Origin of the sequence: Faecalibacterium sp. Marseille-Q4137 (assembly GCF_017377535.1) — a bacterium.
GTDB classification, from domain to species: domain Bacteria; phylum Bacillota; class Clostridia; order Oscillospirales; family Ruminococcaceae; genus Faecalibacterium; species Faecalibacterium duncaniae.
Map to the genome: position 1 here is coordinate 13,787 of NZ_JAFREK010000001.1, position 18,334 is coordinate 32,120.

An 18,334-nucleotide genomic window follows, 5' to 3' on the forward strand; every position below is an offset into this window, starting at 1 on the left:
TACAATGAAAGCAATTGTTTGTGTAAAGCAGGTTCCTGATACCTCCGGCAAAGTCGCCGTCAAGGCAGACGGTACTCTGGATCGTGCCTCTATGGCCACCATCACCAACCCCGATGACCTGAACGCTCTGGAGGCTGCTCTGAAGCTCAAGGACGCTACCGGCTGCGAAGTCGTTGTCATCACCATGGGTCCTCCTCCGGCCGAGGGAATGCTGCGTGAGCTGCTGGCCCGCGGCGCTGACAAGGCCGTTCTGGTCTCCGGCCGTGAGTTCGGCGGTTCCGATACCTTTGCAACCAGCCAGATCCTGGCCGCTGCTGTCAATAAGATCGGCGTTGGCCCCGAGGACGTTGTGTTCTGCGGCCGTCAGGCAATTGATGGCGATACCGCACAGGTCGGCCCCCAGATCGCTGAAAAGCTGCATCTGCCTCAGGTCACCTATGTGGCTGACATCCAGAAGGATGGCAACACCCTGACCGTGAAGCGTATGCTGGAAGACGGCTACATGATGGTCAAGGTGCAGACTCCCTGCCTGCTGACCTGCATCAAGGAGCTGAACCAGCCCCGTTACATGAGCGTCAATGGCATCTTCACCTGCTACGACAAGCCCATGGAAGTGTTCGATTACAACGCTCTGAAGGATGATCCGCTGATCGAGGTCGATACCATCGGTCTGAAGGGTTCTCCGACGAACGTCTTTAAGTCCTTCACTCCTCCGCAGAAGGGCGCAGGCACCATGCTGACTGGCGACGACACCGCCGCACAGCTGGCAGGTATCCTGGCCAAGAAGCACCTGATCTGATGAAAGGAGCATAGGATTACAATGGCTGATTTTAACGAGTACAAGGGCGTTTGGGTCTTTTGTGAGCAGCGCCAGGGCAAACTGATGCCCACCGATTTCGAGCTGGTCAGCGAGGCCCGCAAGCTGGCTGATGAGCTGAACTGCGAAGTCACCGGCCTGCTGCTGGGCGATAACGTGGACGGCATTGCCAAGGAGCTGGGCGGCTATGGCGCTGATAAGGTCATGGTCTGCGACAGCCCCCTGCTGAAGGATTACACCACGGACGCATACGCCAAGGTTGTCTGCGACATGGTCAACGAGTACAAGCCCGAGGTCCTGCTGATCGGTGCCACCAACATTGGCCGCGATCTGGGCCCCCGCTGCGCAGCCCGTCTGCACACCGGCCTGACCGCTGATGCTACCCACCTGGATATCGACACTGCAAAGTACATCGACTTCCTGAAGGAGAGCTCCACCATCGACCTGTCCAAGCAGAAGTTCGATATGGAAGACCGCAACCTGAAGATGACCCGTCCCGCATTCGGCGGCCATCTGATGGCTACCATCATCTGCCCCCGCTTCCGTCCTCAGATGTCCACCGTGCGCCCCGGCGTTATGAAGAAGGCTCCCTTCGATCAGGCCAAGGCTGATGCCTGCCAGATCGTGAAGCCCGCTTTCGAGCTGTCCGCTGCCGACATCAAGACCGAGGTCCTGAGCGTCGAGAAGGCTGCTGAGAAGCTGGTCGATCTGATCGGTGCCGATGTCATCGTCTCCGTTGGCCGCGGCATCAGCAAGGATGTCAACAAGGGCATCGAGCTGGCTGAGCAGCTGGCTGCTGCACTGGGCGGCGGCGTTGTGGGTGCTTCCCGTGCCGTTACCGATGCAGGCTGGATGACCGCTGACCATCAGGTCGGTCAGACCGGTAAGACGGTCCACCCCAAGATCTATGTTGCTCTGGGTATTTCCGGTGCCATCCAGCACACCGCTGGTATGCAGGATTCCGAGTGCATCATCGCTGTCAACAAGAACGAGAGCGCACCCATCTTCGGTGTTGCTGACTACGGCATCGTGGGCGATCTGTTCAAGGTCGTTCCCGAGCTGATCAAGCAGATCGAGGCTGCCAAGGCTGCTGAATAAGCACCTGATTTTCCCCGAACCCTGATTGTGATAAGGCCGCCGCGCAGTGGAAACGCTGTGCGGCGGCTTTTTGCATCCCCGGAAAAGCGCTCCGTTCTATCCCACCTGTTCCCGGAATAAAATGACACCAAGAGCGGACAGGAAAGGAGCGCGTACCATGGAGTTGAAGATCTTTCGGGATGCCCTGCCGGCGGCGGGGACAAACTGTACCCTCAAGGCAGAGCTGCCGCTGGAAACAGAGATCCTGATCTCTGATTATCTGCCACCGGTGTTCAAGCTGGTCAAGTGCTTTGTCAGGCCGGTGGTGCTGCAAAAGCGGCTGCAGCCCGGCAAGCTGCAATTGGAGGGATATCTGCGCTGTGTGGTCTATTATCAGGGGGAAGATGGAGCGGGCCTGTGCCAGACCGAGCAGAAGCTCCCTTTTACAAAGCTGCTGGACCTGCCGGAGTTCGTCTTCACGGCATGGGCCGTGCAGGTGGAAGGCCAAACCGAATATCTGAACTGCCGCACCGTCAACCCGCGCCGCATCGAGGTGCGGGGGGCGTATGGGCTGGTGGTATCGGTGCATACGCAGGTCAAAACGGATGTCATCACGGCCCTTTCGGATGGCGGGGTGGAGCAGAAACTGGTCACCCTTTCCGGGGTGCGGCGCGCCGCTGTGCTGGAAAAGCTGGTCACGGTCGAGGGCGAGATCCGCTTTCCCACGCCGCCCGCCGCCGTTTTGGACCTCAGCGGCAATGCCTCTGTCGGAGACCTCAAACTCCTGAACGGGAAAGCCGTTGCCAAGGGCGGGCTGGTCGTTTCCTGTGCCTGGCGTGCCGAGGGCGACCCGGCACTGCAAAGCCAGAGCGTGAACCTGAACTTCAATCAGGTGCTGGATGTGGACGGCCTGAGCGAGGACTGCCGCTGCCTTTGCGTGGCTGAGCCGGTGGGCTTTACGCTCACGGAGGGAGAAGGGGAGGAACCCAGTCGCCTGACTGCCACCCTGATGCTGCGCCTGCGGGCATGGAGGCCCTACCAGCTGCAGTGCGTGGCGGATGCCTTCTCCACGAAATTTGAGACAGAACAGACCCCGCAGACGGTACAAACGGAATCGCTGGCCTGCACCCTGGATGAGACCGTGACCCTGACCGGCTCCGGCCCCCTGCCAGACGCTGGGGCTAAAATTCTGGCCTGCTTTGCCTCCTTTGGCCCGGCCCTGCTGGCATACAGGGAAAACAACTGGGATCTGACCAGCCGGGTGACCGTGACTGCCTTTGGGGAGAACAGCCTTTCAGAGCTGGAAAGCTATGAAAAGGTGTTGGAGCTTGCCCTGCCGCTGGGGCGGGAGCTGCCCTCGGACGCGGAGCTGATCCCGGAGTGCTGGCTCCGTGCCGAGGACCTGCGCTGTGTCTGCGCAAACGGCACACTGGAGGTCAACCTTTCCGTCAAGGCAGAAGGAGCCATCCTACAGCGGAGCGGAAACACCTGTGTGGGCTCCATCGCGCTGGGAGAGCCGTTGACCCCGGCAGACCCGGAGATCAGCCTGCGCATCTATTATGCACAGGCGGGGGAGGAGCTGTTTGCCATCGCCAGGCGATTCCATGTCTCCCCGGCCCAGATGCTTGCCGCCAACGACCTTGCAGAGGGCACCACGGCCATCGATGCGCCTCAGAGGCTTCTGGTGCCGGGAGCAGGAGGCTGATCCATCCGATTTTGTACTTCATAGAAGAACAATTCAAAGCTAAAGTATGACTTATGAACTAAAAATGAACAAAAAACATCCCGGACCTCTCCCAATTTGAGAAAGGCTCTGCTATAATTATTTTTGTCGTGTAAAAAAGCCTTTTAGATAAAGGAGAAGTTATGATCAAAAATATCGAGTTGGAGAAGGGTGCATACCAGTTTGATGCCAAGATGCCCCTTCGCCAGGCCATCCCGCTGGGCCTGCAGCATGTATTTGCCATGTTCGTGGGCAACCTGACCCCGCTTCTTATCATCACCAGTGCCTGCGGCCTTGCAGGCGGTGAGTTTGCTGACCTGCAGGTCAGCCTGCTGCAGAACGCCATGTTCGTGGCCGGTGTGGTCACGCTGGTGCAGCTGTTCTCCATCGGCCCTGTGGGCGGTCAGGTTCCTATCATCATGGGTACCAGCTCCGGCTTCCTGGGCGTGTTCAACAGTGTGGCTGCTTCCATGGGCGGCGGTGTGCTGGCCTACGGTGCCATCATGGGCGCTTCCATTCTGGGCGGCCTGTTTGAGACTGTGCTGGGCTTCTTCCTCAAGCCCCTGCGCAAGTTCTTCCCCACGGTGGTCACCGGCACGGTGGTGCTGTCCATCGGTCTGTCCCTGATCTCCGTGGGCGTCAACTCCTTTGGCGGCGGCAACGCAGCCAAGGATTTCGGTTCCGCGGAAAACCTGCTGCTGGCCGTGTTCGTGCTGGTGGTGATCCTGTTCTTCAAGCATTGGACCACGGGCTTCCTGAGTTCTTCCTCCATCCTCATCGGCATTGTGGCGGGATATCTGGCAGCCTTTATCATGGGCTTTGTCCTGCCCACCACCGGTGTCACTGCCGAGGGTGTGGAGTTCACCAAGGCATGGGTGCTGAACTGGAGCAAGGTGGCACAGGCCGACTGGTTTGCCATCCCCAAGCTGGTTCCCGTCAAGATCGTTTTTGATATGCGCGCCATCCTGCCCGTGCTGATCATGTTCATCGTCACCGCTGTGGAGACCGTGGGCGATATCTCCGGCGTGATGGAGGGCGGCATGAGCCGTGAGGCCACCGATAAGGAGCTGTCCGGCGGTGTTATCTGCGACGGCCTGGGCTCTTCCTTTGCCGCCTGCTTCGGCGTTCTGCCCAACACCTCCTTCAGCCAGAACGTGGGCCTGGTTTCCATGACCAAGGTCGTCAACCGCGGTGCACTGGCTACCGGTGCCATCTTCCTGATCCTCTGCGGCCTGATCCCCAAGCTGGGCGCACTGGTCTCCATCATGCCGCAGGCCGTTCTGGGCGGTGCTGCCGTGATGATGTTCTCTTCCATCGTGGTGTCCGGCATCCAGCTCATTACCAAGGAAAAGATGACCCCGCGCACCCTGACCATCGTTTCCGTTGCACTGGGCGTGGGCTACGGCATGGGTGCCAATGCCAGCATCCTGGCACACACCCCCCAGTTCTTCCAGTTGATCTGCGGCGAGAGCGGCATCGTGCCCGCAGCCTTTGTGGCCATTGTGCTGAACGTGCTGCTGCCCAAGGACGATAAGGCCGAATAAACCTCTCAATCACCTTCGGTGACAGCTCCCCTGACAGGGGAGCCAAGAAGTGCCCTTGCCTCTCCTGTCAGGTGACGCACCATTGCGCTGCAATGGCGGAGAGCTCCTCCAGAGCTTCCGGCGTATCTACATCCAGCAGTTCTTCCCGCCGCTGGGCGTAAACGATCTGTACCTGCTCAGGGTGAGCCTTGAGCACAACACTGCCGCCCTTGCCCTCGGGCAGGGTGCGCAGAGCGGGAAAATATCCGTATCCAAACAGAACGGGACTTCCGACAACGGTATCCGGGCCATGTGCGGCCCGGGCTCCCAGCCGGAAGATCGCCCGCTCTGTTTCTTTTTGTGTCTGGGCAAAAGCAGTGATCAGCGCTTCCAGCGTCTCCCGCTGTAGCAGGGGCTGATCTCCGGGCAGGAAGATGCAGCCTGCAAGACCGGGGCATTGCTCCAGCAGCGCCTCCAGCCCCAGCCGGACGGTGTCGTTCCGGCCCGGCAGGCTGTGGAGCAGGCAGGGAACGGCCTGTGCGTCACACAGGGTCTTTACCTCGGCAGAACGGGTCACGACCACCCGGGCGGCAAGGGCAGGGGTGGCGGTGACCTCCAGCGCCCGGCAGAGCAGGGGGCGGCCCCCGAAATCGGCCAGCAGCTTGTTGGAGCCAAACCGCCGGGCCAGCCCCGATGCCATGATGACGCACCCCACCGAAGGGCGGGCGTTTTTTCTGCACAACTCTGCCATAAAATCATTCCTCCTGAACCTGCCGGATCTGCGGCAGTCTTTCCAGTGGCATTATAAGGGATTTTGTGATAAAATAAAAGTAGCAATCGAAAAAAGAGAGGTACTGCGTATGATGACGATCCGGGAATACAAACGGGCCGAAAGCCTCGAGGAAGCCTGGCAGCTCAACCAGAAGCGAAACAATCGGGTCATCGGCGGCATGATCTGGCTCAAGATGGAGAACATCAATGTCGGCACCGCCATCGACCTGTCGGGCCTTGGGCTGGACAAAATTGAGGAAACGGCCGAGGGCTTTTCCATCGGGGCCATGGTGCCCCTGCGGCAGATCGAGCTCCACGAGGGGCTCAATGCCTACACGGACGGCGCTGTGCGGGAATCTGTGCGCCACATTGTGGGTGTGCAGCTGCGCAACCTTGCCACCGTGGGCGGCAGCATTTACAGCCGTTTTGGCTTTTCCGATGTTCTGACCATGTTCCTGGCCCTGAACGCTTCGGTGGAGCTCTACAAGGGCGGCATCGTGCCGCTTTCGGAGTATGCTCAGCGCCCGTACGACAGGGATATCCTGGTGCGGGTCATCGTGCCGAAGGAGCAGGCAGCATTCTGCTATCAGTCGGTGCGCAACAGCCAGACGGATTTTCCTGTGCTGACCTGTGCCGCCGCGAAAACGGCCGGGGGCTTCCGGGTCGCCATTGGTGCCCGGCCCGGCAAGGCAGTGCTGTATACCCTGCAGCCCAATGCCGCCGAAACGCCGGAGCTGACCGCCGCCCGCTTTGCCGCTGAGGTGCGGGCAAACATCCGGACGGAGAGCAACATGCGCGGCAGTGCGGAATACCGCAATCATCTGGCCGGGGTGCTGGTCAAGCGCGCTGTGCTGAAATTGGAAGGGAACAGGTGAGACAAGATGCAGGTGAATATTATTCTGAACGGAACCAAAGTCACGGCAGAGGCCGCACCGGACACCCTGCTCATCGATTTTGTCCGCGCACACGGCTGTTACAGTGTCAAGCGCGGCTGTGAGACCTCCAACTGCGGCCTGTGCACCGTCTTTCTGGACGATGTGCCGGTGCTGTCCTGCTCTGTGCTGGCAGCCCGTGCCGACGGCCACAGGGTGACCACGCTGGAGGGCCTGCAGGAGGAGGCTGCTGAGTTCGGTGCTTTTATCGCTGATCAAGGTGCGGAGCAGTGCGGCTTCTGCAACCCGGGCTTTATTATGAACGCCCTCGCCCTCTTCCGGGAAAAGGAATACCCCACTGAGGAGGAGATCAAGGAATATCTCGCGGGCAACCTCTGCCGCTGCTCCGGCTACGAGGGTCAGCTGCGGGGCATCCAGAATTTCCTCGCCTGGAAAAAAGCAAAACAGGAGGGTGCCGAATGAAAAACGTCAACAAAGCATTCCGCAAAAAGGATGCCATGCAGCTTGTGACCGGCAAGCCCGTTTACATGGATGATCTGGCCCCGGCAGACTGCCTGATCGTCAAGCTGTACCGCTCGCCCCATGCCAACGCCATGGTGGAGCGCATCGACACGTCCGTGGCCAAAAAGGTGCCCGGCATCGAGGCCATCTTCACCTGGGAGGATGTGGACCAGAACGCCCGCCGCTACACGCAGGCCGGCCAGACCTACCCCGAAGCCAGCCCCTACGACCGCCTGGTCATCGACCGCCACGTCCGCTTTGTGGGGGACGTGGTGGCCATTGTGGTGGGCAAGGATGAGAAGTGTGTCGAGAAGGCCATGAAGCTCATCAAGGTGGAGTATCAGGTGCTGGAGCCGGTGCTGGATTTCCACACTGCGAAGGACAACCCCATCCTTGTCCACCCGGAGGACAACTGGGAGAGCCTGAGCCCCGTGGGTGCCGACAACAAGCGCAATCTCTGTGCTCACGATGCGTGCGGCGACGGCGACATCGATGCCGTGCTGGCAAAGTGCGATGTTGTCATCGACCGTGTCTACCACACCAAGGCCTGCCAGCAGGCCATGATGGAGACCTTCCGCACCTGCTGCTGGATGGACCTGTACGGACGGCTGAACATCCTCAGCTCGACCCAGATCGTGTTCCATACCCGCCGCAATGTGGCAAACGCCCTGCACATCCCCAAATCCATGATCCGCGTCATCAAACCCCGCATCGGCGGCGGCTTTGGTGCCAAGCAGACGGCAGTCTCGGCCATCTATCCGGCCTTTGTTACCTGGAAGACCAAGAAGCCCTGTAAGCTGATCTTCACCCGCGAAGAGAGCCAGACCGCATCTTCGCCCCGCCACGAGATGGAGATGCACGTCCGTCTGGGTGCCACCAAGGACGGCATCGTGAAGGGTATCGACCTCTACACCCTGTCCAACACCGGTGCTTATGGTGAGCACGGCCCCACAACGGTGGGCCTTTCCGGCCACAAGTCCATCCCGCTGTACGGCAAGGCCGAAGCCTTCCGTTTTGTCAGCGACGTGGTCTACACCAACCACATGTCTGCCGGTGCGTACCGCGGCTATGGTGCGACCCAGGGCCTGTTTGCGGTGGAATCTGCTGTCAACGAGCTGGCTGCCAAACTTCACATGGACCCCTTCAAGATCCGTGAAATGAACATCGTCAAAGAGGGCGATGTAATGCCCGCCTATTACGGCGCTGTGAACACCAGCTGCGCGCTGGATCGCTGCCTGAAAAAAGTCCATGAGATGATCGACTGGGACAACAAGTACCCTGTGCGCGACCTTGGCAATGGCAAGGTGCGCGCCGTGGGTATGGGCATGGCCATGCAGGGCTCCGGCATTTCCGGCATGGACGTGGGCAGCGCCACACTCAAGGTAAACGATGACGGTTTCTACTCCCTCATCATCGGCGCGGCCGATATGGGTACCGGCTGTGACACCACGCTGGCTCAGATCGCCGCCGAGGTGCTGGACTGTGACTTGGACAATATCACCGTTTTTGGTGCAGATACCGACACCTCGCCCTATGACTCCGGCTCCTACGCTTCCTCTACCACCTATGTCACCGGCAAGGCGGTGGAGAAGTGTGCCCTCCGGCTGCGCGGCCAGATCTGCAAGCTGGGTGCGGAGCTGCTCCAGACGACCGAAGATGCCGTGGATTTTGACGGCAAGTTCGTCTCCCTGAACGCAGACCCGGAGAAGAGGGTCTCTCTCTCTGAGGTGGCCTTCGCCTCCCAGTTCGGCCACATGGTGCCGTTGGAGATCACCGAGACCCACAGCTCGCCCCTTTCGCCCCCGCCCTACATGGTCGGTGCGGCTGAAATTGAGTTGGACAAGGAGACCGGTGAGGTCAAGGTGGTGGATTATGCCGCCTGTGTGGACTGCGGCACCCCCATCAACCCCAACCTGACCCGTGTGCAGGCCGAGGGCGGTATCCTGCAGGGCATCGGCATGGCCCTGACCGAGAACATCACCTATGATGCCAAGGGCTGGCCGATGGAAAATTCCTTTATGCAGTATAAGATCCCTGCCCGTGTGGACATCGGACACATCCGGGTGGAATTTGAGAGCAGCTACGAGCCCAACGGCCCGTTTGGTGCAAAATCCATCGGTGAGGTGGTCATCAACACCCCGCTGCCCGCCATCGCGGATGCCATCTACAATGCCATCGGCACCCGCTTCTATGAGCTGCCCATCACCCCGGAGCAGGTCGCCATGGCGGTGGAAGAAAACCGCTGATGTTTCCGGAAAAACAGTTTCCGTTTCTGGCTGAAAAGGGCCATGTGGTCTCGCTGGTGGGCGGCGGCGGAAAAACCACCCTGCTCTATGCCTTTGCCCGGCATTGTGCCGCCAAAGGCTGGCGGGTGCTGGTGAGCACCACCACCCACATCCGACAGCCCGGGGAGAATTATGCCGCAGATGAAGCAGCTCTTGCGTCCCTCTGGGCGGCAGGGCAATATGCCGTGGCCGGTGTCCCGGCAGAGCAGGGCAAGTTGACCGCCCTGCCGCCGGAGCAGCTGACCTGCTGGATGGCACGTGCGGATATGGTTCTTCTGGAAGCGGACGGTGCAAAACGGATGCCCTGCAAAGTTCCGGCGGCCCATGAACCGGTGCTGCTGCCGGAAAGCGATATCGTGCTGGCCGTGGCAGGATTGTCCGCGCTGGGCAGACCTCTTCGGGAGGTCTGCTTCCGGCTGGAGCAGGCCTGCGCCCTGCTGGGCGCTGCCCCCGAAACGCTTCTGACCCCTGAGCTGCTGGCAAGGCTGCTGGCCAGTGAGCAGGGGGGACGAAAACGGGTGGGGGATCGCCGTTTTTCTGTGGTGCTCAATCAGGCGGATGACCCCGTCCGCATTGCCGCAGGCGAACAGACCCTCGCGCTCCTGCACGAAAAATATGAGGTGCAGGGCGTGTTGACTTATTTTGACGAAAGGGAGCGTGCATGAAATGGCAGAACAAGGCCCCATTGTCTTCTGCACCGGCGGCGGGTGCACCGCCAAGCTGGGTGCCGGGGTACTGAGCCGCATTCTGGAAAAGCTGCCCCGGGGCGAAAAAGACCCCGACCTTCTGGTTGGCTACGACAGCCGGGACGATGCTGCCGTCTACCGCATCACCGAGGACATTGCCCTGGTGCAGACTGTGGATTTCTTCCCGCCGATGGTCGATGACCCCTATACCTTCGGGCAGATCGCCGCGGCCAATGCCCTGAGCGATGTTTACGCCATGGGCGGTGAGGTCAAAACGGCACTGAATCTTGTCTGCTTCCCCGAGAGCATGGATCTGAACGTGTTGGGGGAGATCCTGCGCGGCGGTGCCGAAAAGGTGGCCGAAGCCGGGGGCACGCTGGCGGGTGGGCACTCCATTGCCGATACCGGTGTGAAGTACGGCCTGTCGGTGACCGGTCTGGTAGACCCGCACCGCCTGACGGCCAACGATACCGGCCGCTCGGGCGACAAGCTCCTTCTGACCAAGGCGCTTGGCGTGGGGCTGATCTGCACCGCCAACCGGGTGGGCGAAGCCGCTCCGGAACAGATGGAAGCCGCAGTCCGTTCCATGACCACCCTGAACAAAGCAGCGGCAGAGATCGCGCGCAGGTACGAGGTGCACGCCGCCACGGATGTGACCGGGTTCAGCTTTCTGGGCCATCTGCACGAGATGATGGGGGAGAAACTCTCCAGCGTCATCGATGCCCATGCGGTGCCGATACTGCCCGGTGCGTGGGAGGCCGCAGATGCCTGCCTGTACACCGCTGCCGGTCAACGCAACCGCAACCACACCGGGCCCTTTGTCCGGTTTGAGAAAGTGCCCTTCCCGATGGAGGAAATTCTGTTTGATCCCCAGACCTCCGGCGGCCTGTTGTTTGCTGTGGCCCCGCAGGATGCCGCTGCACTGGAAGCAGAGCTGCAGGCGGCGGGTCTGCCCGCAAAGATCGTGGGCACCATTGGGGAAAAGCAGACACCGGAGATCACAGTAACATACGAATGATGGAGGAACAATCAATGATCAAGATCGATGCCCGTGGAGATGCCTGCCCGCTGCCCGTGGTCAAGGCCAAAAAGGCCATTGCAGAGCTGCACGGCTCCGGCGAGGTGGAAGTGCTGGTGGACAATGAGATCGCTGTCCAGAACCTGACCAAGATGGCCCAGCAGAAGGGCTATCTGTCCAGCTCTGAAAAGCTGGCCGAGCAGGAATACCGTGTCCGCTTTACCATCAAGGACACGCCCGCTGCGGATACCGCTGTGCTGGGCGAAGAGAAACAGCAGGCAGAAGCGGAAACCTGCATCCCGGATGCCCGCACCGATACAGTGGTGGTCATCTCGTCCGAAAAGATGGGGGAAGGGGCCGAGGAGCTGGGCAAGACCCTGCTCAAGGCCTTTGTGTTCTCCCTGACCCAGCAGGACAAGCTGCCCAAGACGATCCTCTTCTATAACGGCGGCGCATCCCTGACCTGTGAGGGTTCGCCCATGCTGGAAGACCTGAAGGCACTGGAAGCTGAGGGCGTGGAGATCCTGACCTGCGGCACCTGCCTGAACTTCTACGGCATAACGGAGAAGCTGGCTGTGGGCGGCGTGACCAATATGTATGTCATCGCTGAAAAGATGCTGAACGCCGGGAACGTGGTCAAGCCGTGATCTACCTTGATAACGCCGCAACCACCTTGTACAAGCCCCCGGAGGTGGGGCAGGCGATGCTGGATGCTCTGCAGACAGCGGGCAACCCGGGCCGTGGAGCCCATGCGCCCACCCTGCACGCCTCCCGTGTCGTCTACGAGACCCGGGAAGCGCTGGCCCAGCTCTTCCACGCCGAAGGCCCGGCCTGCATCGCCTTTGCATCCAATGCGACCCAGGCACTGAACACGGCCATCAACGGGCTCTTTGGCCCAGGGGATCATGTCATCACTACGGTCTGTGAGCACAATTCCGTCCTGCGGCCCCTCTACCGCCTCCAAAGGCAGGGGGTTGAGGTGAGCTTTGTGGATGTGGAGGCAAACGGTGTGCTCCGCTATGCGCAGCTTGAGCAGCTGCTCCGCCCCAACACCAGGGGCGTTGTTGTGACCGGTGCCTCCAATGTCACCGGCAACCGCACGGACCTGGCGTTCGTATCCGCTTTTGCAAAAAACCACGGCCTGTTGTTCATCGTGGATGCCGCCCAGACAGCGGGTGCCATGCCGATGGATGTGCAGGCACTGGGGATCGATGGGCTTTGCTTTACCGGGCACAAGGCGCTGCTTGGCCCGCAGGGCACCGGCGGGCTGTATGTCCGTCCCGGGCTTCAGGTTGCCCCCCTTGTGGTAGGCGGCAGCGGAGTCCACAGCTTTGATGAACACCACCCTACCGAAATGCCCACCGCTCTGGAAGCCGGGACGCTGAATGTGCCGGGAATCGCCGGGCTGGGGGCCGGGGTGCGCTGGCTCCTGACGCAGGGCGTGGAAGCGCTGGAAGCAAAAGAAAATGCGCTTGCACGCCTGTTTTATGAAACTGTCCGGGAAATTCCCGGTGTGCGGCTCTATGGTGACTTCACTGCGCCGCGTGCGCCCATCGTCTCGCTGAACCTGATGGGCGAGGATTCCGCCCGGGTGGCAGATGCGCTCTGGGAGGAGTACGGCATCTGTGTGCGGGCCGGTGCGCACTGTGCTCCACTGATGCACAAGGCGCTGGGCACCGTGGAGCAGGGCGTGGTGCGGTTCAGCTTCTCCCACACCAACACCCGGGAGGAGGCGCTTGCCGCTGCCCGTGCGGTGCGCAGCCTGGCGGAGGAATAAATAATGCGTGCAAAGAGACCCTATATCGTGTTATCCTTCCGCACCACAGTGGAAGCAATGGCATGGGAAAAACACTGCGAAGCGGAACACATCCCCGGGCGGCTTATTCCGCTGCCCCGGGAGCTCTCTGCCGGGTGCGGCCTTGCGTGGCGGATGCCGCCCGAGGACTGGCCGCTGTGGCAGAGCCGCATCGACCCCGCCGCCTATGATGCCGCAGCGGTGGTAGAACAATAACAAATAAAGGAGAATTGGATGGGAAACCGTTCTTTTTTCAATGCACTCCATGACCGGGAGGGGGATTTTCTGCTGGCCACGGTGCTGGAAGGCCGGGCGCAGGGGGAACGTGTCCTGCTGCGGAACACAGCACCGGTCTGGCCGGAGGAGCTGCCTGCGTTCTGGGGGGAGCATCTGCCTGCCTTGGCCGCTGTGACCTCCAGTGGAATTCTGAAATCAGCCGGACAGCGCATCTTTGTGGAGCGCTTTGGCGCAGCCCCGCAGCTTGTGGTCTGCGGCGGCGGCCATGTGGGCGCGTCGGTGGTGCGGCTGGCAAAGCTGCTGGGCCTGCCGGTCACAGCGCTGGAGGACCGCCCCGAGTTTGCGGAGGAGCTGCGTCAGGTCGGGGCCGATGCTGTGCTCTGCCTGCCCTTTGCAGAGGGCCTTGCACAGATCCCCGGCGGGCAGGAGACATACTTTGTGGTCGTGACCCGCGCCCACAGCTGTGATATCGCCTGCCTGCGTTCTATTCTGCAAAAGCCCGCCGCCTATGTGGGCATGATGGGCAGCCGGAAGCGCGCGGCTCTGGTGCACACACAACTGGCCGAGCTGGGGCTGCCGCAAGAGCGCATTGATGCCCTGCACGCGCCCATTGGGCTTTCCATTGGCGCAAAAACCGCACAGGAGATCGCACTTTCTATTCTTGCGGAGATCGTCTCTGTTAAAAACAGCCGCCAGCAGACCGAGGGCTTTTCCCCGGTGCTGCTGGCTGCGCTGGAACAGCAGACCGCTCCGGCGGTGCTGGCGACCATCGTAGGCCGCCATGGCTCTACGCCACGGGAGGAAGGCTCCAAGATGTTGGTCCTGCCCGATGGCTCTGCCGTGGGCAGTGTGGGCGGCGGCATCATGGAGTACCGCACCCAGCAGCTGGCGCGGGAATTGCTGGAGCCAGGGGCTGCCCCGTGCAGGCTGGCCGCCTTTACCACAGAGGGGGCTAGCGATGCCGCTGCTATTGCAGCCTGCGGCGGCTCCATGGAAGTCTTTTTGCAGCGTCTGGAACCGGAGGAATGAGCCATGAAACGTGATGACCTGATCGTTGTCCGGGGCGGGGGAGACCTTGCCACCGGTGTTGTGCATCGGCTCTGGTCGGCTGGCCTGCGGGTGCTGGTGCTGGAAACGGCCCATCCCGCCGCCATCCGTCGGCAGGTGTCTCTCTGTGAGGCTGTTTACGAAGGCGAGACCGCTGTGGAAGGAATGCGGGGCATCCGAGTGGAGACGCTGGCGGATGCCGATGCCGTCTGGGCACAGAACGCCGTGCCGGTCCTGATAGACCCAACAGGTGCGTGTCTGCCGCAGGCAAGGCCTGCTGTTCTGGTGGATGCCATCATCGCAAAGAAAAATCTGGGCACCACCCGGGAGATGGCTCCGCTGACCATTGCCCTTGGTCCTGGCTTTGCGGCGGGGCAGGATGTTGACGTGGTGGTGGAGACCAAGCGCGGCCACAAGCTGGGCCGCATCATCCGGGAAGGGTCTGCCGCACCCAACTCCGGCGTGCCGGGCATCATTGGCGGCTATGGTGCCGAGCGTGTGCTCCATGCGCAGGCCGCGGGCATCTTCCGCAACCTGCATTCTATCGCTGATTTTGTGGAGGCAGGCGAGGCTGTGGCCGAGATCGAAACACCAGACGGCCAGCGTTTACCGGTGGCCACACAGATCTCCGGCATCCTGCGGGGTCTGCTGCGGGATGGCTACCCGGTGACCAAAGGATTCAAGGTAGCCGATGTGGACCCCCGTCGCGCAGAGCTGGAAAACTGCTTCCTCATCTCGGATAAGGCCCGCTGCATTGCGGGCAGTGTGCTGGAACTGATCACAGCAGCGTGCTGGAACTAAAAGAAACGGGACTGTTTTTGCAACAGCCCCGTTTCTTTGTTACTCTGTCAGTTTGGTGATGAGCATCTGATAGATCTCGTTGCCCTTGAGGATGAACTGCTTCTTGACCAGATCGGCACTCAGTCGGTCAGGCGTGCCGATGTCCAGACAAAACAGCTCCTGATCCAGTGCCTTGATGGTGCAGCGGATGGAGCAGTGGCCGTCCGGCTTTTCGGTGATGCGGGCGCTGTACTCGGCTTCCTTGCGGGCCCAGGTCTGGCTGCGCAGAACCGCCGCCACCGCGCGCTCCCGCACACTGCGGGGCAGGTCATAGGCAAGCTCCTGTGCGACCCTGCGTCCTTTTTCGGTGATGGAATAGCGATCTTCCTTCAGTGTGACCAGCTGCTGGCGAGTGATATCATCCAGACAGGAGCCGATCTCAAAATAGTTGACCAGCTGCTCTTCCATCAGCGCATTCTCGATCTCCGTCCGGGTGATCGGCCCGGCATTCTTTACCAGATAACACAACAGCAACCGGATCTCCGTGCTGTCGGTCAGTCCGCCGGGACGAACACCGGCGGTAAAAGCATCGTTGGCGGCCATCGTTCTGCACATCCCCCTGTTATTTCAAATTGCTGCCCGGCACTGCCTCGGGGCAGGCCGTAAAGAATCACTTTCTTATAGTATAAAGGGTTTCAGACCGGATTGCAAGCCGCAACCGCAAAATCTGTCTCAATGCGCTTGCGGCTTTCGGGGGTGGAATACAGCCAGTGGTCGATATGCCCCTCGGTGATGAAATAGCGCAGGTCGAACCGGTGGCTCTGGCCCAGGCTGTGGTTGACGATGACCAGCTTGATCTTCATTTTATCGGGCAGGATGTTTTTGATGTAGACGCTCACCGCCTGCCCGGGGTGCAGGTCGGGGCAGGTCTCGGCAAGACCGGCCAGATTGGGGGCGATCTCCACAAAGGTGCCGTATTCCTCCACGCTCCGCACAATGCCCACCACGGTCTCGCCCACGGTGAACCCGGCGGCGTTCTCCTCCCAGGTGCCCAGCAGCTCACGGATGGTCAGCACGAACCGCCCCTGCACATCCCGGCTTTTGATGGCGCACAGGATCTGCTGGCCCACACTCACCCGGTCGGCAGGGGAGGAGATACGGCTGACCGACATGCAGTCGATGGGCAGCAGGGCGCTGATGCCGCACCCAACGTCACAAAAGGCACCAAACGGCTCGATGTGGGTCACAGTGCAGGGCAGGATGTCCCCGGGCTGTAAGGTGTCCAGATACTCTGCCTTGCACATCCGCTGTGCCTCAGCCCGGGAAAGCAGGTAGCAGGGCTGGCCGTTTTCCCCGGTCTTCATCCCTTCAATCACAAAGCAGGTGGGGCGGCCCACCCGCGTCAGCACCGCAATGTCCCGCACGGTGCCGCTCTCAGCCCCATCGGCACACTGGCCAAAGGGCATCACGGCCTTTACCCCGCCCAGGTCGAACCGGAGCTGGCGCTGGGTGTCAAAGGCAAGGGCAGTGCTCTGTAAAATTTCGCGGCTGGCGATGGCGGCGCGCAGTTCTGCGGGGCTGAGCCGGTCTGCGGAGCGGTAATTGCCTTCAGTACGAAATGTCTGCATCATGGTTTGTTCCTCTTTCTGTGTTATTTTAGCGTTTTCCGCTGCACGTCGGCACACAAAGCAGGTGTCGGCATTAAAACTCTATGCGCGGACAATTGCATTTTATACGAGTTTGGTTTATACTATATCTGTATGTGCGGCATGGAAACCTGCTGCACAGGGTACTGCCCCGCAAAGGGGCGGCAGGAGGGAAAGAAATATGGATATCGCAGTGGGAGATACCATCCAGACCCGCAAAAAACACCCGTGCGGAGCTTCCAGCTTCGAGGTGCTCCGGGTCGGTATGGATTTCAAGATCCGCTGCACGGGCTGCGGCCGTGAGGTCATGCTGCCCCGCGCGAAAATTGAAAAAAACATCAAGAAAGTGCTCAAGCCCGGCGCTGCCGAGTAACCATTGGGTCATGTAAGGAGAACTGCACAGTATGTCAAGACTGCTTTCCCAAATGGAGGCTGTCAGCCACCGGTTTGAAGAACTTTCCATCCGCCTGAATCAGCCGGAAACAGCGGCAGATCCTGCACTGTTCCGCCGCTTGATGCAGGAGTATCACGAGGCGGAACCCGTGGTGCAGGCCTATCAGGCCCTGATCACGGCGCAGGATCATCTTGCTCAGGCCAAAGCCCTGCTCGAGGGCGAGGCCCTTGATCCGGACTTTAAGGAAATGGTACAGCAGGAGATCAGCGAAAAAAGTCAGGAAGTGGCGCAGCTGGAAAATAATCTCAAAATTTTGCTGCTGCCCAAGGATGTCAACGATGATAAAAGTGTCATCATGGAGCTGCGCGGCGGTGCGGGCGGCGAAGAAGCCGCGCTGTTTGCCCACAGCCTGATGCGGATGTACACCATGTACGTCCAGAGCAGGGGCTGGGAGCTGGAGGTGCTGAACCTCAACGAGACGGAGCTGGGCGGTGTCAAGGAAGCCATTCTTGCCGTGAACGGCGCAGGGGCCTATAACCGGCTCAAGTATGAGAGCGGAGTGCACCGTGTCCAGCGTGTGCCCGAGACCGAAACGCAGGGCCGCATCCACACCTCCACAGCAACCGTGGCGGTGATGCCGCAGGCCGAAGAGGTGGATCTTGTCATCGACCCCAAGGATCTGCGCATCGATACCTTCCGCTCCTCGGGTGCGGGCGGCCAGCACATCAACAAAACGTCCAGCGCCATCCGGGTGACGCACATCCCCACCGGAATGGTGGTGGAGTGCCAGAACGAGCGCAGCCAGTTCCAGAATAAGGATAAGGCGCTGGAGATCCTGCGCAGCCGCCTGCTGGCCCAGAAGCAGAAGGAACAGCAGGATGCCATCAATGCCAACCGCGCGGGGCAGGTGGGAACCGGTGATCGCAGCGAGAAGATCCGGACTTACAACTTCCCGCAGGATCGCTGCACCGACCACCGCATCGGCCTGACGGTCCACAATCTGGATAAGATCATGGACGGAAATCTGGACGAGATCATTGATGCACTGGCAACCCATGAACAGGCCGAAAAACTGCGTCAGCTCAACGCACAGGCTGAATGAAGCTGCGATGAAAAGAATAACGTGCTTGCGTTGATTTGA

19 protein-coding genes are annotated in these 18,334 nt (G+C 60.6%); 16 read left to right on the top strand and 3 right to left on the bottom strand.

Annotation, left to right across the window (positions count from 1 at the left end; translation table 11 throughout):
- The first annotated feature begins 4 nt into the window (after positions 1-4).
- The 4 genes from acrB (at position 5) to J3353_RS00090 (ending at position 5,161) form a co-directional block, all read left to right on the top strand.
- On the top strand, positions 5-799 hold the full coding sequence (gene acrB / locus J3353_RS00075) for an acryloyl-CoA reductase electron transfer subunit gamma (protein ID WP_005932750.1): 795 nt from the start codon (positions 5-7) through the stop codon (positions 797-799).
- Between the two features lie 21 nt (positions 800-820).
- Entirely contained in the window at positions 821-1,915 is a 1,095-nt protein-coding gene (gene acrA / locus J3353_RS00080) for an acryloyl-CoA reductase electron transfer subunit beta (RefSeq protein WP_005932752.1), read from the top strand.
- A 157-nt stretch (positions 1,916-2,072) separates the two neighbouring features.
- The gene (locus J3353_RS00085) at positions 2,073-3,599 is read left to right on the top strand and encodes an SPOCS domain-containing protein (RefSeq protein ID WP_207683814.1); all 1,527 of its coding nucleotides are present in this window, start codon (positions 2,073-2,075) and stop codon (positions 3,597-3,599) included.
- 161 nt (positions 3,600-3,760) lie between these two features.
- A complete protein-coding gene (locus J3353_RS00090) occupies positions 3,761-5,161 on the top strand; it encodes a uracil-xanthine permease family protein (protein WP_097772211.1) in 1,401 nt (466 codons plus the stop codon).
- Between the two features lie 67 nt (positions 5,162-5,228).
- Here the strand turns inward: J3353_RS00090 and J3353_RS00095 are convergent, their stop codons facing one another.
- On the bottom strand, positions 5,229-5,891 hold the full coding sequence (locus tag J3353_RS00095) for an NTP transferase domain-containing protein (protein WP_242700785.1): 663 nt from the start codon (positions 5,889-5,891) through the stop codon (positions 5,229-5,231).
- Between the two features lie 109 nt (positions 5,892-6,000).
- On the opposite strand from J3353_RS00095, the gene J3353_RS00100 reads away from it, so the two are divergent.
- The 10 genes from J3353_RS00100 to yqeB are packed head-to-tail and all read left to right on the top strand — an operon-like array spanning position 6,001 to position 15,174.
- Entirely contained in the window at positions 6,001-6,786 is a 786-nt protein-coding gene (locus J3353_RS00100) for a xanthine dehydrogenase family protein subunit M (RefSeq protein ID WP_097771055.1), read from the top strand.
- A gap of 6 nt (positions 6,787-6,792) precedes the next feature.
- The gene (locus tag J3353_RS00105; RefSeq protein ID WP_005932760.1) at positions 6,793-7,266 is read left to right on the top strand and encodes a (2Fe-2S)-binding protein; all 474 of its coding nucleotides are present in this window, start codon (positions 6,793-6,795) and stop codon (positions 7,264-7,266) included.
- Positions 7,263-9,551 (top strand): xanthine dehydrogenase family protein molybdopterin-binding subunit, encoded by a 2,289-nt coding sequence (locus tag J3353_RS00110; protein ID WP_207683815.1) that lies wholly within the window; start codon positions 7,263-7,265, stop codon positions 9,549-9,551. Before J3353_RS00105 ends, J3353_RS00110 begins: the two co-directional genes overlap by 4 nt.
- Positions 9,551-10,255 carry a selenium cofactor biosynthesis protein YqeC gene (yqeC, locus tag J3353_RS00115; RefSeq protein WP_207683816.1) on the top strand — a complete coding sequence of 235 codons (705 nt, stop codon included), beginning with the start codon at positions 9,551-9,553 and terminating at the stop codon, positions 10,253-10,255. The genes J3353_RS00110 and yqeC overlap by 1 nt, the downstream gene beginning before the upstream one ends.
- A 1-nt stretch (position 10,256) precedes the next feature.
- Positions 10,257-11,294: a selenide, water dikinase SelD gene (gene selD / locus J3353_RS00120; RefSeq protein ID WP_207683817.1), complete on the top strand. Its 1,038-nt coding sequence runs from the start codon at positions 10,257-10,259 to the stop codon at positions 11,292-11,294.
- Between the two features lie 14 nt (positions 11,295-11,308).
- Complete coding sequence (yedF, locus tag J3353_RS00125) at positions 11,309-11,941, top strand: sulfurtransferase-like selenium metabolism protein YedF (RefSeq protein ID WP_207683818.1); 633 nt, start codon at positions 11,309-11,311, stop codon at positions 11,939-11,941.
- The gene (locus J3353_RS00130) at positions 11,938-13,071 is read left to right on the top strand and encodes an aminotransferase class V-fold PLP-dependent enzyme (protein WP_207683819.1); all 1,134 of its coding nucleotides are present in this window, start codon (positions 11,938-11,940) and stop codon (positions 13,069-13,071) included. The genes yedF and J3353_RS00130 overlap by 4 nt, the downstream gene beginning before the upstream one ends.
- 3 nt (positions 13,072-13,074) lie before the next feature.
- Entirely contained in the window at positions 13,075-13,305 is a 231-nt protein-coding gene (locus tag J3353_RS00135; RefSeq protein ID WP_097771062.1) for a DUF3343 domain-containing protein, read from the top strand.
- Between the two features lie 18 nt (positions 13,306-13,323).
- On the top strand, positions 13,324-14,355 hold the full coding sequence (locus J3353_RS00140; RefSeq protein ID WP_242700786.1) for an XdhC family protein: 1,032 nt from the start codon (positions 13,324-13,326) through the stop codon (positions 14,353-14,355).
- Positions 14,356-14,358: 3 nt separating this feature from the next.
- A complete protein-coding gene (gene yqeB, locus J3353_RS00145; RefSeq protein WP_207683820.1) occupies positions 14,359-15,174 on the top strand; it encodes a selenium-dependent molybdenum cofactor biosynthesis protein YqeB in 816 nt (271 codons plus the stop codon).
- Positions 15,175-15,213: 39 nt separating this feature from the next.
- Here yqeB and J3353_RS00150 read toward each other — a convergent pair whose 3' ends face one another.
- Entirely contained in the window at positions 15,214-15,756 is a 543-nt protein-coding gene (locus tag J3353_RS00150; RefSeq protein WP_207683821.1) for a DUF4364 family protein, read from the bottom strand.
- Between the two features lie 92 nt (positions 15,757-15,848).
- A complete protein-coding gene (locus J3353_RS00155; protein ID WP_207683822.1) occupies positions 15,849-16,784 on the bottom strand; it encodes a S1 RNA-binding domain-containing protein in 936 nt (311 codons plus the stop codon).
- A 196-nt stretch (positions 16,785-16,980) separates the two neighbouring features.
- On the opposite strand from J3353_RS00155, the gene J3353_RS00160 reads away from it, so the two are divergent.
- Complete coding sequence (locus tag J3353_RS00160) at positions 16,981-17,172, top strand: DUF951 domain-containing protein (protein WP_005932779.1); 192 nt, start codon at positions 16,981-16,983, stop codon at positions 17,170-17,172.
- Between the two features lie 31 nt (positions 17,173-17,203).
- Positions 17,204-18,295, top strand: a complete 1,092-nt coding sequence (prfA, locus tag J3353_RS00165) for a peptide chain release factor 1 (RefSeq protein ID WP_207683823.1) — start codon at positions 17,204-17,206, stop codon at positions 18,293-18,295.
- Positions 18,296-18,334: the final 39 nt, after the last annotated feature.